This is a genomic window from Bacillus sp. EU55, from assembly GCF_038005925.1.
GTDB lineage: Bacteria > Bacillota > Bacilli > Bacillales > Bacillaceae > Bacillus > Bacillus velezensis.
Map to the genome: position 1 here is coordinate 3,253,638 of NZ_JBBOUE010000001.1, position 26,060 is coordinate 3,279,697.

25 protein-coding genes and 1 pseudogene are annotated in these 26,060 nt (G+C 46.6%); 7 read left to right on the forward strand and 19 right to left on the reverse strand.

The window, feature by feature from the left end; all coding sequences use genetic code 11:
• The 3 genes from tlpB (NYE50_RS16615) to tlpB (NYE50_RS16625) form a co-directional block, all read right to left on the reverse strand.
• The gene (gene tlpB, locus NYE50_RS16615) at positions 1 to 1,986 is read right to left on the reverse strand and encodes a methyl-accepting chemotaxis protein TlpB (protein WP_109567153.1); all 1,986 of its coding nucleotides are present in this window, start codon (positions 1,984 to 1,986) and stop codon (positions 1 to 3) included.
• A gap of 126 nt (positions 1,987 to 2,112) precedes the next feature.
• On the reverse strand, positions 2,113 to 4,101 hold the full coding sequence (gene tlpB / locus NYE50_RS16620) for a methyl-accepting chemotaxis protein TlpB (protein ID WP_224988886.1): 1,989 nt from the start codon (positions 4,099 to 4,101) through the stop codon (positions 2,113 to 2,115).
• A 184-nt stretch (positions 4,102 to 4,285) separates the two neighbouring features.
• Positions 4,286 to 6,271, reverse strand: a complete 1,986-nt coding sequence (gene tlpB / locus NYE50_RS16625) for a methyl-accepting chemotaxis protein TlpB (RefSeq protein ID WP_022553693.1) — start codon at positions 6,269 to 6,271, stop codon at positions 4,286 to 4,288.
• A gap of 142 nt (positions 6,272 to 6,413) precedes the next feature.
• Between tlpB (NYE50_RS16625) and NYE50_RS16630 the strand changes: the two genes are divergently transcribed.
• Positions 6,414 to 7,151 (forward strand): protein-glutamine gamma-glutamyltransferase, encoded by a 738-nt coding sequence (locus NYE50_RS16630; protein WP_007408635.1) that lies wholly within the window; start codon positions 6,414 to 6,416, stop codon positions 7,149 to 7,151.
• Positions 7,152 to 7,168: 17 nt separating this feature from the next.
• Here NYE50_RS16630 and NYE50_RS16635 read toward each other — a convergent pair.
• From NYE50_RS16635 to NYE50_RS16665, 7 genes and pseudogenes are all read right to left on the reverse strand, one after another.
• A pseudogene (locus NYE50_RS16635) lies at positions 7,169 to 7,420 on the reverse strand (hypothetical protein).
• A 25-nt stretch (positions 7,421 to 7,445) separates the two neighbouring features.
• Positions 7,446 to 8,477, reverse strand: a complete 1,032-nt coding sequence (locus tag NYE50_RS16640) for an NAD(P)H-dependent flavin oxidoreductase (protein ID WP_159354524.1) — start codon at positions 8,475 to 8,477, stop codon at positions 7,446 to 7,448.
• A complete protein-coding gene (locus tag NYE50_RS16645; RefSeq protein ID WP_014418738.1) occupies positions 8,470 to 8,892 on the reverse strand; it encodes a secondary thiamine-phosphate synthase enzyme YjbQ in 423 nt (140 codons plus the stop codon). Before NYE50_RS16645 ends, NYE50_RS16640 begins: the two co-directional genes overlap by 8 nt.
• A gap of 121 nt (positions 8,893 to 9,013) precedes the next feature.
• Positions 9,014 to 10,672, reverse strand: a complete 1,659-nt coding sequence (locus NYE50_RS16650) for a glycoside hydrolase family 13 protein (protein WP_224988888.1) — start codon at positions 10,670 to 10,672, stop codon at positions 9,014 to 9,016.
• 90 nt (positions 10,673 to 10,762) lie between these two features.
• Positions 10,763 to 12,052, reverse strand: a complete 1,290-nt coding sequence (locus NYE50_RS16655) for a hemolysin family protein (RefSeq protein WP_007408640.1) — start codon at positions 12,050 to 12,052, stop codon at positions 10,763 to 10,765.
• Positions 12,053 to 12,094: 42 nt separating this feature from the next.
• Positions 12,095 to 12,772 (reverse strand): zinc metallopeptidase, encoded by a 678-nt coding sequence (locus NYE50_RS16660; RefSeq protein WP_003152125.1) that lies wholly within the window; start codon positions 12,770 to 12,772, stop codon positions 12,095 to 12,097.
• Positions 12,773 to 12,818: 46 nt separating this feature from the next.
• Complete coding sequence (locus NYE50_RS16665) at positions 12,819 to 13,082, reverse strand: hypothetical protein (protein WP_014418740.1); 264 nt, start codon at positions 13,080 to 13,082, stop codon at positions 12,819 to 12,821.
• Between the two features lie 133 nt (positions 13,083 to 13,215).
• Between NYE50_RS16665 and NYE50_RS16670 the strand changes: the two genes are divergently transcribed.
• The gene (locus tag NYE50_RS16670; RefSeq protein WP_138092840.1) at positions 13,216 to 13,470 is read left to right on the forward strand and encodes a protein mistic; all 255 of its coding nucleotides are present in this window, start codon (positions 13,216 to 13,218) and stop codon (positions 13,468 to 13,470) included.
• Complete coding sequence (locus tag NYE50_RS16675; protein ID WP_007408644.1) at positions 13,467 to 14,453, forward strand: potassium channel family protein; 987 nt, start codon at positions 13,467 to 13,469, stop codon at positions 14,451 to 14,453. Before NYE50_RS16670 ends, NYE50_RS16675 begins: the two co-directional genes overlap by 4 nt.
• Here the strand turns inward: NYE50_RS16675 and NYE50_RS16680 are convergent.
• From NYE50_RS16680 to NYE50_RS16690, 3 genes are all read right to left on the reverse strand, one after another.
• On the reverse strand, positions 14,450 to 14,854 hold the full coding sequence (locus NYE50_RS16680) for a YugN-like family protein (RefSeq protein ID WP_138092842.1): 405 nt from the start codon (positions 14,852 to 14,854) through the stop codon (positions 14,450 to 14,452). The genes NYE50_RS16675 and NYE50_RS16680 overlap by 4 nt on opposite strands.
• Positions 14,855 to 14,876: 22 nt before the next feature.
• The gene (locus NYE50_RS16685; protein ID WP_060561870.1) at positions 14,877 to 15,230 is read right to left on the reverse strand and encodes a hypothetical protein; all 354 of its coding nucleotides are present in this window, start codon (positions 15,228 to 15,230) and stop codon (positions 14,877 to 14,879) included.
• 65 nt (positions 15,231 to 15,295) lie between these two features.
• Entirely contained in the window at positions 15,296 to 16,648 is a 1,353-nt protein-coding gene (locus NYE50_RS16690; protein WP_007408647.1) for a glucose-6-phosphate isomerase, read from the reverse strand.
• A gap of 397 nt (positions 16,649 to 17,045) precedes the next feature.
• On the opposite strand from NYE50_RS16690, the gene NYE50_RS16695 reads away from it, so the two are divergent.
• Positions 17,046 to 17,612 carry an NADPH-dependent FMN reductase gene (locus NYE50_RS16695; RefSeq protein WP_159354526.1) on the forward strand — a complete coding sequence of 189 codons (567 nt, stop codon included), beginning with the start codon at positions 17,046 to 17,048 and terminating at the stop codon, positions 17,610 to 17,612.
• A gap of 124 nt (positions 17,613 to 17,736) precedes the next feature.
• Positions 17,737 to 18,381, forward strand: coding sequence for an isochorismate family cysteine hydrolase YcaC (gene ycaC, locus NYE50_RS16700; protein ID WP_224988890.1), 645 nt, complete (start codon positions 17,737 to 17,739; stop codon positions 18,379 to 18,381).
• Between the two features lie 215 nt (positions 18,382 to 18,596).
• On the opposite strand, the gene NYE50_RS16705 is transcribed toward ycaC, so the two are convergent.
• Together NYE50_RS16705 and NYE50_RS16710 are read right to left on the reverse strand one after the other, a co-directional pair.
• Positions 18,597 to 19,769 (reverse strand): iron-containing alcohol dehydrogenase, encoded by a 1,173-nt coding sequence (locus NYE50_RS16705; RefSeq protein ID WP_003152109.1) that lies wholly within the window; start codon positions 19,767 to 19,769, stop codon positions 18,597 to 18,599.
• A gap of 86 nt (positions 19,770 to 19,855) precedes the next feature.
• Complete coding sequence (locus tag NYE50_RS16710; RefSeq protein ID WP_088461331.1) at positions 19,856 to 21,019, reverse strand: iron-containing alcohol dehydrogenase; 1,164 nt, start codon at positions 21,017 to 21,019, stop codon at positions 19,856 to 19,858.
• A 230-nt stretch (positions 21,020 to 21,249) separates the two neighbouring features.
• Here NYE50_RS16710 and NYE50_RS16715 point away from each other — a divergent pair, with 230 nt between their 5' ends.
• Positions 21,250 to 21,486 (forward strand): DUF378 domain-containing protein, encoded by a 237-nt coding sequence (locus NYE50_RS16715; protein ID WP_003152104.1) that lies wholly within the window; start codon positions 21,250 to 21,252, stop codon positions 21,484 to 21,486.
• Between the two features lie 62 nt (positions 21,487 to 21,548).
• On the opposite strand, the gene NYE50_RS16720 is transcribed toward NYE50_RS16715, so the two are convergent.
• From NYE50_RS16720 to NYE50_RS16735, 4 genes are all read right to left on the reverse strand, one after another.
• A protein-coding gene (locus NYE50_RS16720; RefSeq protein ID WP_099721935.1) for an IS3 family transposase occupies positions 21,549 to 22,699 on the reverse strand; the annotation gives its coding sequence in 2 pieces (ribosomal slippage) (positions 21,549 to 22,426 and positions 22,426 to 22,699; 1,152 coding nt in all).
• Between the two features lie 123 nt (positions 22,700 to 22,822).
• Positions 22,823 to 23,215: a S1 domain-containing post-transcriptional regulator GSP13 gene (yugI, locus tag NYE50_RS16725; RefSeq protein ID WP_007408653.1), complete on the reverse strand. Its 393-nt coding sequence runs from the start codon at positions 23,213 to 23,215 to the stop codon at positions 22,823 to 22,825.
• A gap of 197 nt (positions 23,216 to 23,412) precedes the next feature.
• The gene (locus NYE50_RS16730) at positions 23,413 to 24,582 is read right to left on the reverse strand and encodes an aminotransferase (RefSeq protein ID WP_025285179.1); all 1,170 of its coding nucleotides are present in this window, start codon (positions 24,580 to 24,582) and stop codon (positions 23,413 to 23,415) included.
• Entirely contained in the window at positions 24,583 to 25,083 is a 501-nt protein-coding gene (locus NYE50_RS16735) for an Lrp/AsnC family transcriptional regulator (RefSeq protein WP_003152098.1), read from the reverse strand.
• 152 nt (positions 25,084 to 25,235) lie between these two features.
• Here NYE50_RS16735 and NYE50_RS16740 point away from each other — a divergent pair, with 152 nt between their 5' ends.
• Positions 25,236 to 26,057: an alpha/beta fold hydrolase gene (locus tag NYE50_RS16740; RefSeq protein ID WP_021495356.1), complete on the forward strand. Its 822-nt coding sequence runs from the start codon at positions 25,236 to 25,238 to the stop codon at positions 26,055 to 26,057.
• Positions 26,058 to 26,060: the final 3 nt, after the last annotated feature.

Below are 26,060 nucleotides of genomic sequence, written 5' to 3' on the forward strand. Positions count from 1 at the left end.
TTAATCTATTTTAAATCGTTTCGTCATATCACGTAATTCTTCCGCCATTTGGGATAACGTTTCCGAAGACGAACTGATTTCTTCCATTGAAGCCAGCTGTTCTTCGGCGGAGGCCGCAATATCCTGAATGCTGGCGGAGCTTTCTTTTGCGATGGACGCGATTTGCTCAGAAGCTCCTGAAATCTGCTGAGATCCTGCTGTCAGCTGTTCTACCGTCGCATTCATATTTTGAATTTCTCCGGCGATCTGGTTCGTCATTTCAGAAATCCGTTTGAAGCTCGTTTCGGTCTGATTCGTAATATCCAGTCCGCTCTCCACCTCTTTGTTGACGGATTGGAACATGCCGAGAGATGTATTGATTTCGTTGACGATTTCTATAATTAAGCTTTCGATTTCTTTCGCTGAATCGGCAGACTGGACCGCAAGTTTTCTGACCTCTTCGGCGACGACTGAGAAGCCCCGGCCGTATTCACCCGCACGCGCGGCTTCAATTGCCGCGTTCAGCGCAAGAAGGTTTGTCTGATCAGCGATTCCGTTAATGACACGGAGAATGTTTGTAATGTCTTTTGATTTTGTTTCAAGTCCGCGCACCACTTGTTCAGCTTCTTTCACTGACCGGTCAATGACGTTCATTTGGCCGACCGTCTGGTGGACGAGCTTTCCGCCTGAATTGGCGACTTCCGCTGATGTGGCAGAGGATTCGGTAATGACGGCAGATGCTTTCGCCATATCTTCAAGCCCGCTGTTCATTTGGTAAATATGTTCCGCCGCGCTTTCAATATTTTCACTTTGGCTTTCATTTCCGTTAGAAAATTGTTCGATCGCCAATGTGATATGTTCGGTTGCCTTGCTTGTCTGCTCCGCTGAAGCCGTCAGCTCCTCTGAGGAAGATGCGACGTTATTCACGGAATCCTGGATGGCATGGATGAGAGACCTGAGCGAAGCGGCCATATTGTTAAAGCTTTTGCCAAGCTCGCCTAATTCATCTTTTGACTGGATCTCGATCGTTTCTGTTAAATCGCCTTCACTGATCTGTTTCGATGATGTCACAAGCTGCTTGAGCGGTTTTGTGATTGAACGGATAATCAGCACCATGACGATGGTTCCGATCACAATCGCTAATACGAGAACGAGCAGGGACAGATGAAGGATCGGCAGGGCCGCTTCATGAATTTCGTCCAGATACATCGTTCCGGTAATCTTCCAGCCTGTCAGCTTGTTCGTATCATAAACCATTTTCTTTTCCTGGCCGTCGTATTTGTATTGAAAATCACCTTTTTTGCTGGTGAACAGCCGTTCGGCCCACTCCCCGTTTAATACTGTGCCTGATGTGCGGTTCGGGTGGGCGACCACTTTTTTGTCTTTCGTCAGGATAAAAGCGTAGCCGGATTTTCCGATGTTCACTTTCTTTGTCGTTTTCAGAAGCTCATCGATTTTCATATTGATGGCGACGACTCCTGAGCCGTCTTTCGTCTGCTGAACGACCGTCACGACCATCGTATTGGTGGAAGCCGTGCGGTAAGGATCTGTTACAACAACTTTCCCCTTATTTTCCACGGCCTTTTTATACCAGTCTCTTTCAATCGGATTATATCCTTTAGGCATCTGCAGATCCGGATACCGTGTGAAATGTCCTTCCGTGTCACTCGTAAAAATGGATTCCACGTCTTTATTGATCTTCATGTACTCTGTGAATTTATCGGTAATTTGCGATTGGTTTTTCGGCTTGTACCGATCCTTTGTGAGCCAATCGCTGAAATATGCCGTTCCGTCTTCCTTTTGGCTGATGCTTGTGTTGATCATATCGTTAATCTGCTGCACATTATCTAATGCGCTTCCCATCATCTGCCTGTCAAGCGTGCTTACCGCCGATTGATAGGCGATAAAAGCCAGCGTTGAAATAGGAAGAATGAGAATGGCCAAAAAAGAAATGAGCAGTTTTCTTGTAAGCGATCTCTGCTTGATGATTTGCACAATTTTTTTCATCTGCTATATCTCCTCTTGCGTGTTTACCCTTCATATCGGCAATTATGGGTAATTATACACATCCAAAAAGAAGAAATATAACGAAACATACTTTTTACCTATTGTTAATTAGCCTTTTAGACTCAATTAAGAGTTTATCTTAAAACGCTTTGTCAGTTCGCGTAATTCTTCCGCCATTTTTTCCAGCGTGACGGCGGAGGAACTGATTTCCTCCATGGACGCAAGCTGCTCTTCAGCTGAAGCCGCGATGTCCTGAATGCCGGCCGCGCTTTGTCTGGAGACGGCCGCGATATCCTCTGAAGCGTTTGATACTTCCTGAGATCCGGCAGAAAGCTGTTCCACGGTTGCATTCATATTTTGCAGTTCACCGGCAATCTGATTTGTTTTAACGGAAATGTCCCGGAAGCTTTTTTCCGTTTCGTCCGTTAACTGAAGTCCGCTTTTCACCTCGTGATTGACGGATTCCAGCATTCCGAGCGAAGTATGAATTTCTTTGACGATTTCATGAATTAAGGATTCGATTTCTTTCGCTGAATCGGCGGATTGGACGGCAAGCTTTCTCACTTCTTCGGCAACGACTGAAAAACCGCGTCCGTATTCTCCCGCTCTTGCCGCTTCAATGGCTGCATTTAAAGCAAGGAGATTCGTTTGATCGGCAATGCCGTTAATGACGCGCAAAATGCTGTTGATGTCCTGCGATTTGAGTTCAAGCCCTTGTACGACTTGCTCCGCTTTGCTTACGGATTGGTCAATGGCGCCCATCTGGCCGGCTGTTTTCTTGACAAGCCGCTCACCGGCGCCGGATATCTCCGCCGATTCAATTGAAGTTTCCGTCACCACGGCTGCCGCTTCCGCCAGATCGCTGAGCCCGTCTTTCATCTCATTCACTTGGGCGGTCGCTTTATCAATACTCTCACTTTGGTCTTCCGTTCCATTAGAAAACTGTTCAATCGCAAGGGTGATATGTTCCGTTGCTTTGCTCGTCTGCTCAGCCGAAGCCGTCAGCTCCTCTGAGGAAGAAGCGACATGTTCAACAGAGTCCTGAATTCCTTGAATAAGCGAACGGAGTGAATCTGTCATATGATTAAAACTTTTACCGAGCACGCCGAGCTCATCTTGAGAGCTGACATCAATGGTTTCCGTCAGATCTCCGCTGCTGATTTTTTCCGCTGAAGCTACGAGATGTTTTAACGGTTTGGTAATTGAGCGGATGACAAAATAAATGAAAATCATCCCTGCGGCAATGGCTATCGCCAATATGATAACGGCCAGAGTCAGAACCGGTCTTGCCGCATCTTTGATTTCATCCACGGACATGGTTCCGCTGATCTTCCAGCCCGTCGCTTCATTGGTCACGTACGCCATTTTTTTCGCTTTCCCGTTCAGCGTATATTCATAGACGCCTTTTTGCCCGCTGTATAATGTATCAACCCATTTTCCCGATACCGCCGAGCCGGCTTTTTCATCACTGTAGGCAACGGCTTTTTTATTTTTGCTGAGGATAAAGGCGTATCCTTCTTTTCCGATGTTCACTTCTTTTGTCATCGTGATGAGATCGTCGATTTTTATATCAATGGCGACGACGCCTGATCCGTCTTGCGCCGCGCGGGCCATAGTGACGACCATCTTTTTGTTTGAGATGGACTCATAAGGGTCTGTGATGATGGTTTGGCCTTTATTCTCCATGGCTTCCTGATACCAGCTTCTTTCAAGCGGATTGAAATCGGCCGGCATATCGGCATGCGGATAACGGGTAAACGTTCCTTCCTTGCTGCTTGAAAATACGGCGGACGCTTTATCATTGCTTTCAATAAACTGCTTGAACCTTTCTTGCATTTCCGTTTGGTTTTTTTCTTTAAATTTAGCGCTTGTCGCCCATTCGCTGAAATATGCTGAGCTTTTTGTAAACATTCCGATCCGGTCATCAATCATATTGTTTAAGATTTGCACATTTCCTTCGGCGCTTTCCATCATTTGCTTTTCAACGGATGAAGCCGCCGAACGGTAGGCGCCGGCAGCCAATACTGCTACCGGAATGAGTAAGATCAGTAAAAATGAAATGATCAGTTTTTTGGCTATTGATTTTCTGGCGATTTTTTTTGCTGTTTTTTTCAATTTTGTAAACCTCTTTCAATCATTTACTGTTTATATCGGCCGACTCCCTTTTTATTACATTGAAAATGAAGTCATAAATGAAAAATAGTTCTATGTACTCCCTTTGTATGCAAGACTTTTTATTTAATTATCCGGCTGTCACTATAAAAAAGGACGCCTTCCATCCGGAAAGCGTCCTTTTTTACTAGTTGATTTTAAATTGTTTCGTTAATTCCCGCAGTTCTTCGGCCATTTGCGCCAAAGTATCGGCTGATGTGCTGATTTCTTCCATTGATGCAAGCTGTTCTTCTGCGGATGCGGCAATATCCTGAATGCTTGCTGCGCTTTCCCTAGATACGTCCGCAATATCCGTCACCGCGGCTGAAACGTGCTGGGAGCTGTCTGACAGCTGTTCAACCGTACCGTTCATCGATTGAAGCTTCTCGGCGATATCGTTTGTCATGCCGAAGATATTCTGGAAGCTTTCTTTCGTGCGGTCCGTTACGGCAAGTCCTGATTGAACTTCTTCATTAACGGAGGTGAACATGTGAAGCGATGTATTAATCTCAGCCGTGATTTCCTGAATGAGTTTTTCAATCTCTTTGGCAGAACCGGCGGATTGGACGGCAAGCTTGCGCACTTCTTCGGCTACCACTGAGAAGCCCCGCCCGTATTCACCGGCTCTTGCCGCTTCAATGGCTGCATTTAACGCAAGCAGGTTTGTCTGATCGGCAATGCCGTTGATGACTCTTAAAATATGAGTGATGTCTTTTGATTTGGCCTCAAGGCCTTTTACAACCGCTTCCGCCTGCTGGACCGATTGATTGATGAGATTCATCTGCCCGACTGTTTGCTGCACATATTCTTCCCCGGTGCCGGCAGCTTCCTTCGATTGTTTAGATGCTTCCGTAATGGATGATGATGTGCGGGAAACGGCGGCGAGTCCGTCATTTATATGATTCAGCTTGGCTGAGCTTGAATCGACTTTTTCGCTTTGCTCTTCGTTTCCGTTTGAAAACTGCTCAATCGCCATTGTAATATGTTCCGTCGCTTTGCTTGTCTGCGAAGCTGAAGCGGTCAGCTCTTCCGATGACGCGGCCACGTTGTCGACAGAGTTTTGGATCGCGCTGATCAGTCCGCGCAGAGATTCTCCCATTTCATTAAAGCTCGCGCCGAGTTCGCCCAATTCATCTTTCGAGCGGATATCAATGGTTTCGGTCAAGTCTCCGCCGCTGATTTGTTTAGAAGAGCGGACAAGCCGTTTCAGCGGTGACGTAATGGATCTGACAATCAACAGAATTAAAATTCCCCCGATGATAATGGATGCTGCAAGGACGATCATTCCCATCGTCAGCACCGGTTGTGAGGCGTCTTTAATTTCGTTGAGCTCCATGCTCCCCTCTATTTTCCATCCGGTCAGTTTATTTGTCGTAAACGCCATTTTTTTATTTTGATCATCGAGCTTGTATGAAATAATGCCGCTGTCTTTGCTGTATACCTCATTCAGCCACGGGGTTGAAACTTTATCGCCCGGTTTGTGGTCTTTATGCGCGACATAGGTTTTATTTTTGGACGTGATAAACACGAAGCCTTTTTGCCCGATTTTGATTCCCTGCATCTGCTTCAGCAGCTGGTCAATCGTAATATCCATGGCCACTACGCCTGTTCCGTCCTGCATCTGCTTTGCCACGGTGACGACCATCCTGCCGTCGCTTGCCGCAGTGTAAGGGTCGGTGACAACGAGCGTGCCGCCGGCCTTCACAGCGTCTTTATACCAAGTGCGTGTTCTCGGATCGTAATCGGCCGGAGTATTCTCCTTCGGCGCCTGTGCGTAGCTGCCGTCTTCCGTTCCTCCGTAAATACGGGCTACGTCTTTATGAATAGACGTGTATTGCCCGAACTTTTCTTCAAGAGCAGACATGTTTTTCTTTGAGAAGGATGATCCTTTTAACGTTTCACTGAAAAATTCAATCGCCTTTGCTTTTGCGCCGATATCATTTGTAATCGTTGTGTTAAAAGATTCAATGTTATTTTTCGCGTTGCCTGAAATCTGATCATCCAGCGAATTGCTCGCCGTATGGTATGAACTGAATTCTAACACGAGAATCGGTATGATTAAAATCACGATAAATGAAATGATTAATTTACGTGAAATCGATGCCTTTGTGCACCAATTAATGAATTTTTTCATATTAAGCTGCTCCCTCAAGTGTGATACCTTATATATCGGCTCAGTCTTCACATTTTGTTAACATTTCCTCCTTTTTTATGACTTGATTTTCATTGCCCAAGCTTCCTGCATATCTTATAAAAAAAGAGAAGGGGGCGCGCAGATGATTATCATATCCGGCCAAGTGCTTCGGCCTCAGGACATCGCGAACTGGCAGACGGAAGAAAGCCTTGTTCCGTATATAAATGAACTGCTCAATTCTCCCGTACAATTCGATTACGGGTCGATTGCTGAACTGATGTTCGAGGTGCGGCTGCGCCGCCATATTGTGGAAGCCGCAAGAGAACTGCACGGATCAGGTGTGAAATTTGCAACTTTCGCCAAAACATACGGAAATACGGCTTATTGGAGAGTGACGCCGGAAGGAGCCTTGGAGCTGAAGTACAGAATCCCCGCTTCAAAAGCGATTCGGGACATTATTGAAAACGGGGCGTTTTACGCATTTGAATGCGCTACCGCCATTGTTGTGATTTATTATCTGGCCGTCTTAAAGACAATCGGTGAAGAACGGTTTAACCGGCGTTTCCGGGATATCACTTTGTATGACTGGCACTATGAGCATCTGCCGATCTACACGGAAACCGGCAGCCACTTTTTACGGGGAGATTGTTTATATTTTAAAAATCCTGATTTTAATCCTGCAAAGGCTCAGTGGCGGGGAGAGAATGTCATTGTGATGGGGAATGATCAATATTTCGCCCACGGTCTCGGGATTCTGACCGCTGAACAAATCATCCAGAGATTGAATTCTTTAAGAAAAAAAAATGCCGTGCAGCCGGCTTATCTGCTTAACCAGGCAACAAGGCTTGATGCACCCGCGCTTTACCAGATCATGCATTAAAACAATCCCATCGTCTGTCATTGTGACGATGGGATGCGGAATGCTTTTCTTTTCCGGTAAAAAGCCGTCGTGCCGAGCGCTTGGTTTGCAGCCCATTCAAACTTCTCTAAATCATGTCGGGTGACGGCTCTGTCCAGTCAGCTCCATTTAATGGCGCGGACAAAGTAATACCCTTTAATCGGCGCCATGGTGACTTTGGAATGCGGAAAATCTTCAAAGACAAACTCAATAGTCCCTCTTTTTTTGTAGGACATTTGAAGAATCTTCATCATCCATCACCTCACGATTTCTGAATTATGATTCGCACAATCTGTCCAAAACGGTTTTCACGTCTGTCGGCCCTTCAAGTTTCGCGGCGGACTGGCCGGCCCATAAAGACATATACTCCGCGTCTCCTGATTGAGCCGCGTGCCCGCGCATCGGCTTTGTCAGCGTATTATGCAGCGGATAAGGCAGCGTATTTCCCTCGTCAGCCTCATATGTTTTCATGAACTGATTCACGATTCCCCGCGCCTGTTTTCCCGAAAACAGGGTGGTCAGCCGCGTGTCGGCTCCTTTTGATTCGGCAATGGCTTTTTGATATGCCGGTGAGGCGCTGCTTTCTTCACAAAGGAGAAACGGTGTTCCTACTTGAACGCCGTCCGCACCCAAACATCGGGCCGCCTGCACGCCGCGGCGGTCAAAAATGCCGCCTGCCGCAATGACCGGGATATTCAGCGCGTCTTTAGTCTGCGGAATCAGTGCCATAAGACCGAGAGCCGGTTCTCCTTTAACCGGCAGAAACGACCCGCGATGTCCGCCGGCTTCTATTCCCTGAAGGATAACGGCGTCCATCCCCCGTTCTTCAAAGGCCTTCGCTTCCTCCGGCGTTGTCGCCGTGCCGAAAAGGAAACATCCGCTTTTCTTCAGCTTTTCCGCCGTTTCTTCCGGCGGCAGGCCGAAGGTGAATGAACACGCTTTGACTCCGTAACGGATCAGAAGCTCCGCTTTTTCCTCGAAATCATTCCATTCTTCTTTCAGATCAGAGAACGGCTTGGCGTCTTTTGCCCTCGGGATGCGGGCTTTCCATTTTTCAACCAGTTCCGCCTCAGGCATCTGCCTTTCTTCCGGGACGAAAAGATTTACTTGAAAGGAGCGGTCCGTCAGGTCTTTCATCTCGATAAGCTGTTTTTCAAGCGCTTGCGGGCTGACGTATCCTGAAGCGAGGCTTCCGAGCGCCCCTTCATTTGATACCGCCGAAGCCAGACGCGGCGTGACCAGCCCGCCGGCCATCGGCGCCTGAATGACGGGCTTTGTTAATGATAATGCACTCATCCACTCACTCATTTGTGTTTTCCTCCGTTTCAGCCTGTATTTTGATATAACAGGTTCTGTTTCGCGGACCGTCAAATTCGCAAAAATAAACGCCCTGCCATGTTCCGAGTATCAGGCGCCCGTCTTCTATGATGACATGCTGGGAGGCGCCGGTTGTACTCGCTTTCATATGTGCCGCCGTATTTCCCTCCATATGCCGGTCCAGTTCGTGTTCCCACGGATACATTTCATCAAACCTTCTGAGCATATCCCTCTTCACATCCGGATCGGCATTTTCATTTATGGTAATGCCGGCGGTTGTATGGGGACAGTATATGAGCGCCAAACCGTTTTTTACGCCTGTTTTGCGGAGAAACGCTACAGCTTCATGTGTGATGTCGATCATTTCATCCCGTCTGTTTGTTTGAATCTGCAATTTTTTCAGCATATGAATGCCTCCTTTCTTTTTCTCTTCCTTTCCCATATTCGTTTCTGTATTTGTCTTTTCCTGTCGGATCGCGATGATAAACGCAGATCACAAAAAACTTCAGCCTCGGGACTGAAGTTTTTCACCATATATATACGCGGGCCTCATAAGGCTTTAAAAGAAAGGACGTCACATGGCGGTGCGCTTCTGTTTCCGCGTTTGCAAGCACGAGAGAATCGGAGTCAAGCGGATAACCGGGATGCCTGTATAAAGCGGGGGTTCGGGACAGATTTGTGATGATCAGGGCGGTTTTTGTTCCGTTTTTTCTTAGATAGGCATAAATCTGCCGGTCATTCGGAAGCAGCAATTCATATGTGCCGCTGATCAATACACCGTGTTCTTTTCTGAGGGCGAGCAGCCGTTTGTAGAAATGGTATACGGATGTTTCATCCTGCATTTGTGATGCAGCATTCAGCCATGTGTGGTTCGGATTCACTCCGAGCCACGGAGAAGCATCAGAAAACCCGCCGTTCGCCTCACCGCTCCATTGCATCGGTGTCCGTGAATTATCCCGGCCCTTCTTCCAGATGATCTTCATCACTTTTTCATGCGGAACGCCGCGGGACGTCTCTTTTTCATACAGATATTTCATTGCGGCGTCATCATAATCTTCAATGGATGGAAACGAAACATTGGTCATTCCGAGCTCCTGCCCCTGGTAAATAAACGGCGTGCCTTTCATCAGCATATACATCGCGGCGAGTGCCTTGGCGCTTTCTGTCAAAAACCGTTCGTCACCCCATACCGAGACGGAACGGGGCTGATCGTGGTTCTCCATAAACAACGCGTTCCAACCCTTTCCTTCAAGACTGTTCTGCCAGCCGGACAAGACGCGCTTAAGCGCCGGAATGGAAATGCTTTGATCATCTTCCGTATCCCAGAGGCCGAGATGTTCAAATTGAAAAATCATTTGAAAGACGCCGTTTTCTTCACCGGCCCAATCAGCCGCCTCCCAAGCCGCCACTCCGTTCGCCTCGCCGACCGTCATGATCGGATAGCGCGAAAATGTTTCCCGTTTCAGCTCTTTCAAGAGATCCATTATGCCTTCCCCATTCATATGATACGGGAAAGACGGGACGTATGGGAGACCGTCCGGATTCGGCATGTCAGGGAGCCCTTCTTTTTTCTTAATGTGAGAAATGGCATCCACCCGGAAGCCGTCTATGCCTTTATCAAGCCACCAGCGGACCATCTCATAAACGGACTGCCTCATCGCTTCGTTTTCCCAATTTAAATCAGGCTGTTTTTTGTCAAACAGGTGCAGGTAATACTGGCCGGTCTCTTGATCATATTCCCACGCCGATCCGCCGAAAATGCTTTCCCAATTGTTCGGCTCTTTGCCGTTTTTTCCGTCTCTCCAGATGTACCAGTCCCGTTTTTCGGAATCTTTCGCTGAGCGTGATTCGATAAACCAAGGGTGCTCATCGCTTGTATGGTTGATGACGAGGTCTATAATCAGCTTCATGCCGAGTGCATGGACATCCGCAAGGAGCCGGTCAAAATCCTCCATCGTCCCGAATTCGCCGGCAATTTGTTTATAATTCCGAATATCGTAGCCGTTGTCCGCGCCCGGCGAGTCAAAAACGGGACAAAGCCAGATCACATCCGCCCCCAACTCTTTTATGTAATGAAGCTTTGCTCTGATGCCGTTAATGTCGCCGATTCCGTCCCCGTTCGAATCCATAAAACTTCGGAGATAAATTTGATAGACGGCCGCCGTTTTCCACCAATCCGTTTTCATACCGACACTCCTTTCTTTACATCATATGAAGGAGCGGGACGAAGAAGCATTTTTCCCATAAAAAAAAGCCTCATTGCAAAAGCAGGAGGCTCAGAAATCAGTTTTTTTAATTTCAACGAAGCGGATATGATGGTCTTCCGCTTCCAGCACCTTAAATTCACACCCTTCGGCATGAAACACATCACCATTTTTCAGCTCCATTTTTTGTGTTAAGAGCCAGCCGGCAATCGTGTCAATGTCTTCATTTTCGATGGCGATATCAAGAAGATCATTCACCTCTTCTATGAGCGCCTTGCCGTCCATCACATAGTGGTGTTCGCCTTTTTTGACGATGTGGGGCATTTCATCCTGGTCATATTCATCACGGATTTCCCCGACGATTTCCTCCAATATGTCTTCGACGGTCACAAGCCCCGCCGTGCCGCCGTATTCGTCAACGAGAATCGCCATATGAATCCGCTCCTTCTGCATACGGATCAAAAGCTCCTGAACGGGGATGCTTTCAATGACTCTGATGACCGGACGCATAATTTCTTTTAATTCAATGGAGCGGCCGAGAAAATACGCTTTAAATAAATCCTTATTGTTAATAATGCCGAGAATGTGATCTTTGTCTTCCTTAATAACCGGATATCGCGTATACCGTTCGTTGATGATCAAATGTATGGCTTCATCAACTGACTGTTCAAGCGAGATGGCGGCGATTTCGGTGCGCGGCACCATGATTTCTCTGGCGACCCGGTTATCGAATTCAAATATCTTATTGACGTAACGGAATTCAGATTGATTGATTTGACCTTTTTTATAGCTTTCGGACAAAATCAGCCGCAATTCCTCTTCACTGACCACGACCTCATGTTCTTTCACCGAATGAAAACCGAACAGCTTGACCAAAAATCCGGCTGAGCCGTTTAACAGCTTAATAAACGGATACATCACTTTATAAAACAGAATGAGCGGTTTTGCCGTCCACAGACTGACGGCTTCGGCTTTTTGAATGGATATCGTTTTCGGCGCAAGCTCTCCGATGACGACGTGCAGATACGTAACGGCGATAAACGCCGCAATAAACGTGACGACGTGCGTAATAGATGACGGCATTCCGATCAGGCTGAAAACAGGATGAAGAAGCCGCTGAATCGTCGGTTCACCGAGCCAGCCGAGTCCGAGCGCCGTAATCGTAATGCCGAGCTGGCACGCTGATAAATATTCATCGAGATTTGAAATCACCCTGTGCGCCGCGAGCGCCCGGCTGTCTCCGGTTTCAACCAGCTCCGCAATTTTTGAACCGCGGATTTTGACAATCGCAAATTCCGCAGCGACAAAGATGGCCGTTAATCCGATTAACAGCATAATGAGAATCAGTTTTAATATAAGCAAAAAAACCCCTACCGCAAACGGTAAGGGGCCACCTCCTTCGTGTTAATTCTCATCACGACCATTTAAGAAAATCATCACAAAACGAAGCAGCTCGAATAATGAAACGAGCGCCGCAGCCACATACGTCAGCGCGGCGGCGTTCAGCACTTTATTCACGCCGTGTTCTTCACTGTTGCGAATGAATCCTTCCGACACGATAATCCGCTTCGCCCTCGCGCTGGCATTAAACTCGACAGGCAGTGTGACAAGCTGGAAAAAAACAGCGGCCGAAAACAAAATAATGCCGAGTCCGATTAAGTTCAAGCTGCCCAGGAGCATCCCGCCCAAGAAAAGCAGAGGGGCAACCCCGGAGGCAAAATTGACGACCGGAAAAATTTTGTGCCTCAGCACAAGCGCGCCGTATGATTCCTGATGCTGCAAAGCATGTCCGACTTCATGGGAAGCGACGGAAATGGCGGAAATGGAGCGGCCGTAATATACCGGCTCAGATAAACGCACCACCCGCTCCGTCGGGTCGTAATGGTCTGTTAAAGTGCCTCTTACCGGTTCTACCGGCACATCATATAAACCGTTAATATCAAGAATCCGTCTTGCCGTTTCCGCCCCCGTCCGCTGACTGGAAGCTTCTACGTCTGAGTATTTCTGAAAATTGCTTTTCACTTTAAATTGTGCCCAAAACGACAATCCCAATGCAGCAATTGTTAAAAAGATAAACAGCATATTATCCTCTTCCTTTTTCTCTTATATCGTACGATCTGCTTATATATTATTTTAATGATTGTCCGCTTTCCTGTACAGAAATCCGCTTCTTTTTTCTGACAGGAATCAATCCTCCGAGCATGATGAGGATACACCCGGCCATTCCGATGTAAAACGGAAACGTGCCTGCGGTCTCTTTTGCAAAAACAAGCCATGAAAATCCGCCGGACATATGATTGTGTCCATTCAAATCAAAAATAAGCAATACGGCCGCCGAAGCGAGCAGCTGCGCTCCGGCCAGCGCCGCCAGCAGTTTTTGAATGACTGTCATTTTGACTCACCCTTTTTCGGTCCGCTTTCTTTATCATATGAAAAAATAAGGGTGAATATGTTTTCGGCGATTTTTGAAAGACATCAAACGAACTGGGACATACTGTATAAAAAAAGATACAGGTGTGATCGACATGAAAGTGACAAATGGCGAGAAAGAACAGCTGAGCAATGCGATAGACAGAATGAACGAAGGGCTTGACGCCTTCATCCAGCTCTATAATGAATCGGAAAACGACGAACCTCTCATTCAGTTTGAAGATGAGACGGCCGATTTAATCAGACATGCGCGTGACTCATACGGCCAGCAACAGCTGAACGAAAAACTAAACACCATTATTAAGCAGATTTTATCCATCTCTCTGTCGAAAGAAGAGCCGGACGAATGAAATCAAACCGTTTATTTATTTCCTGGCTGAGATGGCCGTTATATGTTCGGATCGGACTGATCATTATCGCCTTGATTTTATTGTTCGGCCAACTCATTTACATGCTTGAGCCGAAGCAATTCACGTCTGTGTTTGAAGGGGTTTGGTGGGCGGTTATTACGGTGGCCACAGTCGGCTACGGCGATTACGTGCCCCAGACGCCGCTCGGGCAGATTGCCGGCATGGTGCTTGTATTAAGCGGAGCGAGTTTTGTGACCGCCTATTTCGCCACGCTTTCTTCAGCCGTGTTCAGCAAACAGCACCGCTATGTCGAAGGGAAGGTCGCCTTTAAAGGCAAGGGGCACGTCATTCTTATCGGATGGAATGAGAAGTCGCATATGCTGCTGAAAGAACTGCAGCACATCGCGCCGTCAAAAACTGTCGTCCTGATTGATGATTCATTAAGGGAAGGGCCGCTTATTGAAAACGTCCATTTCATCCGCGGACATGCCGCTGATGACAGTACGCTCAATAAGGCGAATATTACGGAAGCCGATACCGTCATTTTGACAGCAGATCAGCAGAAAAATGAATCCGAAGCTGATATGCTGTCGGTATTAACGCTTCTCGCCATCAAAGGGCTGCATCCGTCCGTTTATTGTATCGTGGAAATTTTAACGGAACGGTATGTCAAAAACGCCGAGCGCGCAGGAGCCAATAAGATTCTGTGCACATCACGCCTGTCGAGCCGGGTGATGTTTGAGCATTACCGGGTCAAGCTGCAGCTTGCCAAACCGCAAACGCTGTCAGATCTGACGCTGGAGAAAAAGGTGCGCATCATTCCCGTCCCCGAGGAATTAAAGGGCTCATCTTATCATGACTGTGCGCTCTATTATCTCAAACGGAATACCACGATCATCGGCATACAAAAAGAAGAGGGGCCGATGCTGACCCCTCCCCTGTCATACCAGGTGCTCGATACTGATCTGTTTTTGGCTCTTTAATGCAGCAGGACGTCTTCCAGCTCTTTCACAAGCGAGATGCCGATATCTGTATATGAGCGGTCAATTGCCGCATCCCGCCGTTTCGGCTCGGAGAATTGGTTGAATAATGACTCAAAAACACCGCCGCCTGCGTGATCATCCGTTTCCTCCTGATAGACGTGCCTCAGCAAAAAGGGTGTGCCGATTGTAACGGCGGCCCCCCGTTCATCCAGGTGTCCCTTATTTGCTTCAACAGGGATGCGGAGAAATAAATAGCCGTCCTGATCGGAAATTTTGTAATCAAAGAACCCGCGGTCATACTCCCAGCCGCCTCCGATGGTATAACCGATCGGTTTCAGCACCTGTTCCAGTTCGCGGATTAAAAACGATTGCCCCTCAAGTGAAGATGGTATGCTGATCATGTGCATATGCTCCTTTTTGTCTTTAGCGTCCCCGCTCTGCGGCATCTTCATACGGCGCCCGGGAAGAATCGGGAGCGGCAGACAGACGCTGGAAAGGGGTAACGGCGCATTCAATCAGAACATACGTCACAATTGCGGAGAGAACGGCTTCCGTTGAAATATAGAAAACGGCGGCATAGAGACAGCACTTCGTGATCAGCGACTGCATCCGGCCAATCTTCAGTTTCAGCCGGACCATGTCCGTAAACAAGCCGAGAGGGAAAGCGAAAAACAGGATGGTTTGTAAGAGGGATTCAGGAGACAGTTTTAGTGCCGAATAGACAATAGCGGCGGAACAGACGGAAATGACGGCATGCTTACATAAGAGTCGTATCATTCATCATCACACCTTTCACGGTTTAAAAAAGGCTGACCCGTCATGCTGAGGGCCAGCCCTTCTTTTTATTTTTCAAGGCGTTTTTCAAGCTCTGCTTTTTTCTCTTCAAAGCCCGGTTTGCCGAGAAGCGCGAACATATTCACCTTATAGGCTTCAACACCCGGCTGATCAAACGGGTTGACTCCGAGCAGATAACCGCTCATCGCCACCGCTTTTTCAAAGAAATAGACGAGATATCCAAATGTATATGCATTAAGCTCCGGAATATTGACAATTAAGTTCGGCACTTTTCCGTCTGTATGGGCAAGCATCGTGCCTTCGAACGCTTTTTTGTTGACGAAATCGACCGTTTTTCCGGCTAAGTAATTTAAGCCGTCGAGATCATTTTCCGCTTCTTCAATTGTCAGCTCATGCTTCGGTTTTTCAACGTTTAATACAGTTTCAAACAGATCGCGTCTGCCTTCCTGCACGTATTGACCGAGAGAGTGAAGGTCTGTTGAGAAGTTAGCGGAAGAAGGATAGATGCCTTTTTCATCTTTTCCTTCACTTTCGCCGAAGAGCTGCTTCCACCATTCCGCAAAGTATTGCAGCGCAGGCTCATAGTTGATGAGCATTTCAATGGTTCTTCCTTTATTATACAGAACGTTGCGGACGACGGCGTATTGGTAAGCCGCGTTCTCTTCTAATTCCGAGCTGGAAAAGTCTTTGCTTGCATCAAGAGCGCCTTTCATCATTTCATCGATATCAGCCCCGCTTACCGCAATCGGCAGAAGGCCTACCGCAGTCAGAACGGAGAAACGTCCGCCGACATCATCAGGAATAACGAATGATTCGAAGCCTTCTTCATTAGAAAGCGTTTTTAAAGCACCGCGCTCTTTATCTGTCGTCGCGTAAATCCGCGCTTTCGCTTCTTCTTTTCCGTATTTTTCTTCAAGAAGTTTGCGGAAAATCCGGAAAGCGATTGCAGGTTCCGTCGTCGTGCCTGATTTAGAAATGACATTGATAGAGAAATCAGCGTCTTCTAAAAGATCCATAACATCTTTCATATAAGTTGAGCTGATATTGTTGCCGATAAAGATAACTTGAGGGTTTTTGCGCTTGTCTTTCGGCAGGACGTTATAGAAAGAATGATTGAGCGCTTCAATCGCCGCGCGGGCGCCTAAGTATGAACCGCCGATACCCACGACGAGAAGCACGTCTGAATCTGATTTGATTTTTTCAGCGCTTTTTTTAATGCGCGCGAATTCTTCTTTATCGTAGTTTTCAGGGAGGTCCACCCATCCTAAAAAGTCGCTTCCGGCGCCTGTTTTTTCATGGATATTATGGTGTGCCGTTTTTACGAAATCACGTGCGTATGTAAGTTCATGTTCATTGAAAAAAGGTAACGCTCTTGAGTAATCAAAGCGTACATGCGTCATTTGCTTGTCCCTCCATCACGGTGAATTGTTTTCTCTTTCACTTTATATGAACTCACCCGCTAAATCAAGTCATGAAGAAGGCCGGATGAATACGGGATTTGCGCTAAAGATGCGTTCATTTTTTATACAATATCCCGGATTCGATATGGTTATATTTGTAATAATCGTGAGAGGGGGAACGAATCGAATGTTGATGATCCAGGAACGTATCACCTTTACTTTGGAGCAGGATGACATCCATCGCCAATCCCGATGGGCCGGTTCTTTTTATATAGTACTCCTCTTGAGAGGCTGCCGCGAAGGCATATTAAGGCATAAATGTCCATTTTTAAAAATAGTGTCTATATTTGGAGTATCATGTTAAGATGAAAGTGATTTTAAACCGGGAGGTGATTTTATGACTAAAACCATTGGTCTTATTTGCGGAAGTTTACGAAAAAACTCGTATAATCGAGCAATTGCTCAATCATTGATTGACTTAGATAATGCGGCTCAATTTCGCTGGGTTGAAATAGACAGTCTTCCTTTTTTTAACGAAGATTTAGAAATTGCCGGAGCACCAGACTCCGTAACATCCTTTAGAGCTGATATACAAGACGTTGACGGCATCATCATTGTAAGTCCAGAGTACAATTCCGGAATCCCCGGGGTGTTAAAAAACGCATTGGACTGGGCATCGAGACCGCGGACCTCTTCTGTTTTAAACAGAAAACCGGTTGGCTTAATCGGAGCAACCCCCGGAGGGTTCGGCACTGCCTTTGGTCAAACGCAAATGAGGGAAGTACTCGAAGCTATGCAAGTCAATGTTTTGCCATTTCAAAAAATGCTGATTTCGCAAGTCCATGAGAAAATTGATTCCGCTCAAAACATACTTACGGATGAACAAACAAAACGTTATCTTCAACGCTATTTACAACAGTTCATCCATTGGATTGATCATGCTCCGGTTCCCGTTCCAGATTAATTGAAGGATCATCCCCCTCACGAAAAGTCACCTCAGAAATAACTTTCTATCTATACAGCATATGAATAGATTTACCGTTTTCAATTCACAAACTTACTTGCCTTAATTCAAGGAGGATTATAAAATGTCTGATCTTTATTCCCGTCTTTCAAAAGATGATGCTGCCGTGCTTTTAGTTGACCATCAAACCGGCCTTATTTCCGGTCTCGTGCGTGACTATGGCGTTGATGAATTTAAAAACAATGTATTGGCTCTCGGTGATACGGCTAAATTCTTTGATTTACCGGTTATTTTAACAACCAGCTTTGAAAACGGACCCAACGGACCGCTCATGCAAGAACTCGTTGATCTCTTTCCTGATGCGCCAAAAATAGCCCGTCCCGGACAAATTAATGCATGGGACAATGAAGACTTTGTTAAAGCCATTGAAGCGACTGGCAAAAAACAGCTGATTATCGCAGGTGTAGTTACAGATGTCTGCGTTGCTTTTCCTGCGCTTTCTGCCATTAAAGCAGGCTACGAAGTGTTTGTTGTGACAGATGCTTCGGGGACGTTTAATAAGCAAGTAGCAGATGCATCACTAACCCGTATGGCTCATGACGGCGCGCAGCTTATGAACTGGTTCAGCGTAGCATGCGAGCTTCAGCGTGATTGGCGCAACGATGTTGAAGGTTTTGGCGCATTAATCTCCAGTCATCTTCCCGGTTATCAAAACTTAATGGGAAGCTATATGGGGGCTCAGCGGGACCTTAGTACACAAAATGCATAAAAGGAGCGCTGATTGAATCAGCGCCCCTTTTTTAAATTCGAAGTATAGCAAGGCTCTTCATGATTTAGATTTTGTGTAAATAGATGATCGGCAATCGCAAAGTTAATTAATCCTTTTCTGCTAAATGTACAGAAACAGGGAGTCAAATCCGCAGCATGTGATTACATCTGCAGCTTGAAAATCTATTTCATCTTCACCCCGGCCGGGAATGTATCTTACAGTGACGCCTTTAAGATGGCAAGTACGTCATCTTTGTTCAGTTTTTGGAAATTGCCGAATCCGCCGTATTCCATTTCTTTTGCGGCGATGTCTGCGATCAGCTCAAGCTTGTCTTCACCGATGTCATAATCCGCAAGGCGGGACGGTGCACCGAGGCTTGTCCAGAACGCGGACAATTTATCGATCCCTTCAAGCGCAATTTCTTTATCCGTTTTGCCTTCAGTATCAATGTCAAACATGTTGAGCATCAGGTTTTTAAAACGGTCTACATTTGTATCCAGCGTGTATCTCATCCAGTTCGGGAACAGAATCGCAAGTCCTCCCGCGTGAGGGATGTCATACACCGCTGAGACGGCGTGCTCCATCGTATGGGAAGCCCAATCGCCGAAATAGCCCATTTGCAGCGTGCCGTTTAATGCGATCGTACCCGCGTATAAAATCGTTTCACGGTGCTTATAGTTCTCAAGGTCTTCCAAAAGTTTCGGCGCTGTTTCAATTACCGTCTGAAGGACCGCAAAACACATTCTGTCCTGAAGCGGCGTGTTTTCAACATTGTGGAAGTATTGTTCAAATACGTGGCTCATCATATCCACCATGCCGTATACGGTTTGGTTTTCCGGAACGCTGAAAGTATTCTCAGGATCTAAAATGGAGAAACGCGGATGAGTGACATTGCTGCCCCATACGAATTTTTCGTTTGTTTCCCAATTTGTGATAACGGAATCAGGGTTCATTTCAGAGCCTGTCGCCGCAAGCGTCAGCACCGTGCCGAACGGGAGTGCGTCCTGCGCCGTTACTTTTTTGCTGTAAATGTCCCATGCGTCGCCGTCATATTTCGCACCGGCCGCAATCGCTTTTGTACAGTCGATGACACTTCCGCCGCCGACTGCGAGAAGGAAATCAATCTCATGCTGTCTGCACAGCTCAATTCCTTTATTTACCGTTTCCAGACGCGGGTTCGGTTCAACGCCCGCAAGCTCATGAACGGTTGCGCCTTCTTCTTTTAAGATGCCTGTTACTTGGTCATACAGGCCGTTTCGCTTAATGCTGCCGCCTCCGTAAACAAGCAGCACGTTTTTCCCGTATTGCTTCAGCTCTTTTTTCAATTGGTCGATTTGACCTTTTCCGAAAATCAATTTCGTCGGATTGTAGTACGTAAAGTTCTCCATTTATCATGACCTCCAAAAAAATCGTAAGGGAATTACTATAACACAGAAAAAAAGGAGCTGCCAATCCGGCCGCCCCCTTTATGTTATTACAATGATGCTTTCAGTATCGCAAGCACGTCTTCTTTCTGCAGTGACTTGAACTGTCCGAATGCTCCGTTTGCCATCGCTTTATCTGCAATCGTATCCAGCTTCTCATCAGAAATATCATAATCAGCGAGTCTGTTCGGAGCGCCGAGGCTCGTCCAGAAATCAGACAGCTTGCTGATTCCTTCAAGTGCGATCTCTTCATCTGATTTGCCTGTCTCGTCAATATCGAAGACACGGACGGCAAGCTGTTTAAAGCGGGCCGGATTTTCTTTGAGCACATGTCTCATCCAGTTCGGGAACAGAATCGCTAAACCTCCGGCGTGCGGTATATCGTAAACCGCTGATACCGCATGCTCGATGTTGTGTGTGGCCCAATCCCCTCTTGCGCCCATTGACAGCATTCCGTTTAATGCGATCGTGCCTGTATATAAAATCGTCTCACGAAGCTCGTAGTTCTCCAGATCATTGATCAGCTTCGGCGCTGTTTCAATCACCGTGCGCAGAAGCGATTCACACATCCGGTCCTGATACGGCGTGTTTGACGTGTGGTGGAAATATTGTTCAAACACATGGCTCATCATATCGACCATGCCGTAAATGGTGTGGTCTTTCGGAACGGTAAATGTGTTTACCGGATCGAGAATAGAGAATTTAGGGTAAACGAGCGGGCTCCCCCATCCGTATTTCTCTTGTGTCTCCCAGTTTGTGATGACTGATCCGGAGTTCATCTCCGAACCGGTTGCCGCAAGGGTCAGCACTGTTCCGAACGGCAGCGCTTCTTTCGGCTGGTGTTTTTTCGTGACGATATCCCACGCGTCGCCGTCATATTTAGCGCCCGCCGCGATGGCTTTCGTGCAGTCAATGACACTTCCGCCGCCGACGGCCAATAAGAAATCGATGCTGTTTTCTTTACAGAGCGCAACACCTTTGTTCACCGTTGAGACACGCGGATTCGGCTCTACGCCTGCCAATTCATGTACGGTAACTCCTGCTTTTTTCAGCAGTTCGGTTACTTGATCATAAAGACCGCTGCGCTTAATGCTGCCGCCCCCGTATACGAGCAGTACATTCTTTCCGTACGGCTTGATTTCTTCAGGAAGTTTTTCGACCTCTCCCTTTCCGAAAATCAATTTGGTCGGATTCCAATATGTAAAGTTTTGCATGACATCTCCTCCTTTGGATTTATATTATGCAGAAAGATGACATTCAATGTAAAGCAATCCGCTTTTTTGACGGCACATCACGCGGTTTACAGACAGCGGCTTCCCGGGAAAGGCACTTGTACAGCTTGAGACAGTGTGTGATTTACACGGCGGAGAATGTAGTATGCATAGATTCTTTGCTTTGTCACAATCTATAACTGTTTCACGAATTCATAGAGGAGGTTGTTTACATGAGTGTTATTCAGCGTATCTGTCTCGTATTAACGATTATCGGCGCTATTAACTGGGGACTGATCGGATTTTTCCAATTTGATTTAGTAGCAGCCATCTTCGGCGGCCAAGGATCAGCTCTGTCGCGGATTATTTACGGTCTTGTCGGCATCGCCGGTCTGATCAATCTCGGCCTGCTGTTTAAGCCGAACGAAGAAACATCCCGCGAGGAAGCGGCAAATCCGGAAGTCAGATAAACATAAAAAAAGCACCGAACATGGGACTGACCCCTGTTTTTGAGACAGGGATCAAAACACCTTCATACAGCCAATTGCCGATATTGTATCGGCGATTGGCTGTTTAGTTTCGTTTGAATACGAATATTGTTATAATAATGAATGTATTCTATGGCAGTGCGTTCTACGATGGTCGTCGTAGTTCGATCAATGCTGTTAAGATAGAACGTTTCAGACTTTAGTGAGGAATGAAACGATTCGATGGAGGCATTATCAGCGGGCGTCCCTTTGCGGGACATGCTCATGGTAATGCCTTTTGTTTTAACAGCTTTCTGATACTCATAAGATGTATAAACAGAACCTTGGTCACTATGTAACACGCAGTTCTCTGGCAGTGCGGGCAGCTGATCAAGTGTGTGTAAGACAAAGTCTGTGTCCTGTCTATCGCCAATTGTAAAAGCAATCACTTCTCCATTGTATAAATCCAATATACTGGAAAGATACAATTGTTTCTGCCCATAAGGCAAATATGTGATATCCGTTACTAGCTTTTCCAGAGGGCGTTCAGACTGAAAGTTTCGATCCAATATATTCTCGGCCACGGCATATGGCTGCCCATCTTTCTTGCGCTTTTTCACCTTAACCCGGCATTGCCACTGATTCTTCTGCATAATGCGCTGAACCGTTTTATGATTCACACGCATTCCCTTTTTTAATATGGCTGTGATTTTCCGATAGCCATATCGAAACTTGTGTTCTCGGCACAACGTGCCGATTTGTTTTTCTAAATGGTATTTAGGGTTATCTTTCATCAGATTCTTCTTCCAACGATAATAAGATGCTCGTGAGATACCTAAATGAATACAGATATCCTGTATGGTCATTGTGCCGCGCAATGCTTCTACAAGCTCGACTGGCGTTTCGCTATCAGCTTCCTTTCCAATTCGTTGCACTTTTTTAAAACTTCATTCTGTTGTCTCAGATAACGATTTTCTGCCTGCAGTTTCTCTAATTCGGAAGAATACTCCGGGCCTTTTCCGTAAGTGTATTGCTTTCCGACAGGCTGTTCGAATCGATGTGTATCCCCAGTCTTATGCCATCTAACCCATGTCTGAACCTGTGTCTTATTCTTAATATTCAATTCCTGCATGATCTCTTTCATAGGCACGCCTGCCAATCTCATTTCTACAGCCTTCTGTTTCACTTCAACCGGATAACTCACTCTTGTCCCCATAGAAAAAACACCTCCAAGTCTAATTTCGGCTAACAATCATCCGTTTTCAAACTTGAAGGTGTTTTTTGTTTGTCTCATCTTATGGGGTCAGTCCCCATACATATCCGGTGCTTTTTTTGATGATTATTTTTTGATAAGGTCTTTGCGGTTGGACTGTTCAATCCACTCTTCAAGCTTATCTTTCAATGTGTTGAAACCTTGCGGAGCAGATGTTTCTTCAGAAGCTTGAGCCGCTTTCGGTTTTCTTGGTTTGCTTTCTTTTCTTTCAGGCGCCGCTTGAGTCGCACGGATAGAAAGGCTGATTTTGCCTTTTTCTTCGTCAACCGCAAGTACTTTTACTTGTACTTCGTCACCGATAGAAAGGTGTTCGTTAATGTCTTTTACGAAACCGTGAGTGACTTCAGAAATGTGAACAAGTCCTTGAGTTTCTTCATCTAATGCAACAAACGCACCATACGCTTGTAATCCTGTTACTTTACCAGTGTAAACACTGCCCACTTCAAATTTTGCTGCCATTCATAACAACTCCTAAGTTAAATTAAATACAGATTATACGCAATTTAAAATTATATCATACAAGTTTGTTTTTCGCAAAGAGAACTTTTTTACATGATCATGTTTAAGGACAGAAAAATGGGGGTATACTATGATTACGAAGGCTTTCTAGTATTCCCCCCCTTTTATTTGGATGCGAACCGGGTTCGTATCTTTTTTTATGCCCTTTTTTCAACAAACCGTTTGATTCTGACGAGCGCTTCCTGAATCTGCTCAATGGATGTCGCATAGGAACATCTGATGTAGCCTTCGCCGCTCGGGCCGAATACATTCCCCGGAACGACGGCTACTTTTTCCTCAATGAGCAGCTGTTCCGCGAATTCTTCTGAACTCATGCCGGTCGACTGAATGGAAGGAAAGGCGTAAAATGCTCCGCCGGGGTGGTGGCAGCCGAGTCCGATTTCGTTCAATGTCTCCACAATCAGGTTTCGGCGTCTCCGATAGCTTTTCTTCATTCTTTCGACGTCTTCCTGGCCGTTTTTCAGCCCTTCAAGCGCCGCGTACTGAGCCATGGAAGGCGCGCACATCATCGCGTGCTGATGAATTTTGAGCATGGCATCCCTGATCACGGGAGGCGCCGCCGTAAATCCGAGTCTCCACCCCGTCATGGCAAATGCTTTGGAGAAGCCGGAAATGAGAACCGTGCGTTCCTTCATGCCGCGGATGGCCCCCATGCTCGTAAATGGCTCATCATACGTCAGCTCGGCATAAATTTCATCGGCAAGCACGATCAAGTCGTGTTTTTCAGCGAAAGCAGCGATGGATTCAAGCTCTTCTTTCGAATAGACAGAACCTGTCGGATTTGACGGCGAACATAGAAGCAGCGCTTTTGTTTTGTCCGTCAGGGCTGCTTCAAAATCGGCTGCTGATGCTTTAAAACCTTTTGCAGCGACAGTCTGAATCGGCACCGGCTTCGCCCCCGTCAGGGTCACGAGTGATTCATATGCGACAAAACACGGTTCGGGAATTAACATTTCCTCCCCGGGATTCATAATGGCGCGGACAGCGAGATCAAGCGCCTGGCTTGCCCCTACCGTAACGATCAGTTCACTGTCAGGCGAATAACTCAGGCCGAACCGCTGATCTAAATAGCGGCTGATTTCTTCTCTCAGTTCATAAAGACCCGCATTTGCCGTATAAGCCGTATAACCCTGTTCTAAAGAAAGAATACTCGCTTCCCTCACGTTCCAGGCCGTCACAAAGTCAGGCTCTCCCACTCCCAATGAAATGACGCCTTCCATCGTAGCAGCCAGATCAAAGAATTTGCGGATGCCTGACGGTTTAATCTGCTGCACGTAGTCAGATAAATAAGAAGTCTTCGTTTCCATTTACGGAGACACCACGATTCTTTTGTCATCGTCTCCGCTTTCAAAGACTTTGCCGTCATGCTTATATTTTTTCAGGATAAAGTGCGTCGTCGTGGAAACGACGGACTCAAGGGTGGACAATTTTTCAGACACGAAGCTTGCCACGTCTGACATCGTGTTACCGCGAATAACGACAGATAAGTCATACACCCCTGACATCAGGTACACTGATTCAACTTCCTGGAATCTGTATATCCGCTCAGCGACTTCATCAAAGCCGACATTTCGTTTCGGAGTGACTTTTACGTCAATCATCGCCGTGACGCCTTCCAAACCGTCGACTTTGCGCCAGTCGATCATCGCCGCATAATCAATGATGACTTTTTCCTTTTCAAGCTTTTCAATGATGCTTTTGACTTCTTCAGCGGGAATGTTTGCCATTTTCGCAATCGTTTCCGCATCAACGCGGCTGTTTTCGTCTAAAATTTCTAATATTTCTGTTTCTTTTTCGGTCAGCTTCATACGTTTCACACCTTTGCATTATCAAAAATCTTCATGACATTATATCACGATTTTCGACAAATGCTAAGAAAAACCCGAAAGAAACCAGAGCTAAAATCTGACAATCAAAAAAGACTTTACATTACAACAAAGAAAGGACGGCGAAGGCTCTCATGGAAGCTGTTTCACCGATTAAACGGGCCGCGATAGACGGAGTTGAGCTGTATTACGAGCATTATGAAAATCCCGGCAGACAGACACTCGTCTGCGTACACGGTTTTTTATCTTCGGCATTCAGCTTCAGAAAACTGATCCCGCTGCTCAGAAACCATTATGATATTATCGCCGTTGACCTGCCTCCTTTCGGGCAATCGGAAAAGTCACGGACTTTCGTATATACTTACGCAAACCTCGCCAAGCTTCTGATCGGACTTCTGGAAAAGCTCGGTATCAGCCGGGCCGCACTCATCGGCCATTCAATGGGCGGCCAGATTTCCTTATCCGCGTCTCTTCTCAGACCCGAGCTTTTTTCTAAAATCGTCCTGCTGTGCAGCTCGGGGTATTTAAAGCGCTCGCACCCGTCGATTATATTCGGGACGCATCTCCCTTGTTTTGACCTGTATCTTAAGTATTGGCTTTCAAAAGACGGCGTGCTGAACAACCTGTTAAATGTCGTTCACGACCGGACGCTTATCGATCAGGAAATGATTGACGGTTACGAAAAACCATTTACAGACCGCCAGATTTTCAAAGCGATGACAAGGTTTATCAGACACAGGGAGGGCGATTTAGAGCCCGAGGATTTGAAGAAAGTGCAAAACCCCGCTCTTTTAATCTGGGGAGAAGAAGACCGGGTCGTTCCGGTCTCAATCGGAAAACGGCTTCATGACGACCTGCCGGATTCCATTCTGTATTCACTCAAGGATACGGGGCACCTCGTACCCGAAGAGCGCCCGGAGTTTGTTTCGGAGCGGATTTTTGAATTTATTCAATAAAAA

Coding starts and splice junctions, on each gene's coding strand:
- tlpB (WP_109567153.1), bottom strand. CDS start 1,986: ATGAAAAAAATTGTGCAAATCATCAAGCAGAGATCGCTTACAAGAAAA.
- tlpB (WP_022553693.1), bottom strand. CDS start 6,271: ATGAAAAAATTCATTAATTGGTGCACAAAGGCATCGATTTCACGTAAA.
- NYE50_RS16630 (WP_007408635.1), top strand. CDS start 6,414: ATGATTATCATATCCGGCCAAGTGCTTCGGCCTCAGGACATCGCGAAC.
- NYE50_RS16640 (WP_159354524.1), bottom strand. CDS start 8,477: ATGAGTGAGTGGATGAGTGCATTATCATTAACAAAGCCCGTCATTCAG.
- NYE50_RS16645 (WP_014418738.1), bottom strand. CDS start 8,892: ATGCTGAAAAAATTGCAGATTCAAACAAACAGACGGGATGAAATGATC.
- NYE50_RS16650 (WP_224988888.1), bottom strand. CDS start 10,672: ATGAAAACGGATTGGTGGAAAACGGCGGCCGTCTATCAAATTTATCTC.
- NYE50_RS16660 (WP_003152125.1), bottom strand. CDS start 12,772: ATGCTGTTTATCTTTTTAACAATTGCTGCATTGGGATTGTCGTTTTGG.
- NYE50_RS16665 (WP_014418740.1), bottom strand. CDS start 13,082: ATGACAGTCATTCAAAAACTGCTGGCGGCGCTGGCCGGAGCGCAGCTG.
- NYE50_RS16670 (WP_138092840.1), top strand. CDS start 13,216: ATGAAAGTGACAAATGGCGAGAAAGAACAGCTGAGCAATGCGATAGAC.
- NYE50_RS16675 (WP_007408644.1), top strand. CDS start 13,467: ATGAAATCAAACCGTTTATTTATTTCCTGGCTGAGATGGCCGTTATAT.
- NYE50_RS16680 (WP_138092842.1), bottom strand. CDS start 14,854: ATGATCAGCATACCATCTTCACTTGAGGGGCAATCGTTTTTAATCCGC.
- NYE50_RS16685 (WP_060561870.1), bottom strand. CDS start 15,230: ATGATACGACTCTTATGTAAGCATGCCGTCATTTCCGTCTGTTCCGCC.
- NYE50_RS16690 (WP_007408647.1), bottom strand. CDS start 16,648: ATGACGCATGTACGCTTTGATTACTCAAGAGCGTTACCTTTTTTCAAT.
- NYE50_RS16695 (WP_159354526.1), top strand. CDS start 17,046: ATGACTAAAACCATTGGTCTTATTTGCGGAAGTTTACGAAAAAACTCG.
- ycaC (WP_224988890.1), top strand. CDS start 17,737: ATGTCTGATCTTTATTCCCGTCTTTCAAAAGATGATGCTGCCGTGCTT.
- NYE50_RS16705 (WP_003152109.1), bottom strand. CDS start 19,769: ATGGAGAACTTTACGTACTACAATCCGACGAAATTGATTTTCGGAAAA.
- NYE50_RS16710 (WP_088461331.1), bottom strand. CDS start 21,019: ATGCAAAACTTTACATATTGGAATCCGACCAAATTGATTTTCGGAAAG.
- NYE50_RS16715 (WP_003152104.1), top strand. CDS start 21,250: ATGAGTGTTATTCAGCGTATCTGTCTCGTATTAACGATTATCGGCGCT.
- yugI (WP_007408653.1), bottom strand. CDS start 23,215: ATGGCAGCAAAATTTGAAGTGGGCAGTGTTTACACTGGTAAAGTAACA.
- NYE50_RS16730 (WP_025285179.1), bottom strand. CDS start 24,582: ATGGAAACGAAGACTTCTTATTTATCTGACTACGTGCAGCAGATTAAA.
- NYE50_RS16735 (WP_003152098.1), bottom strand. CDS start 25,083: ATGAAGCTGACCGAAAAAGAAACAGAAATATTAGAAATTTTAGACGAA.
- NYE50_RS16740 (WP_021495356.1), top strand. CDS start 25,236: ATGGAAGCTGTTTCACCGATTAAACGGGCCGCGATAGACGGAGTTGAG.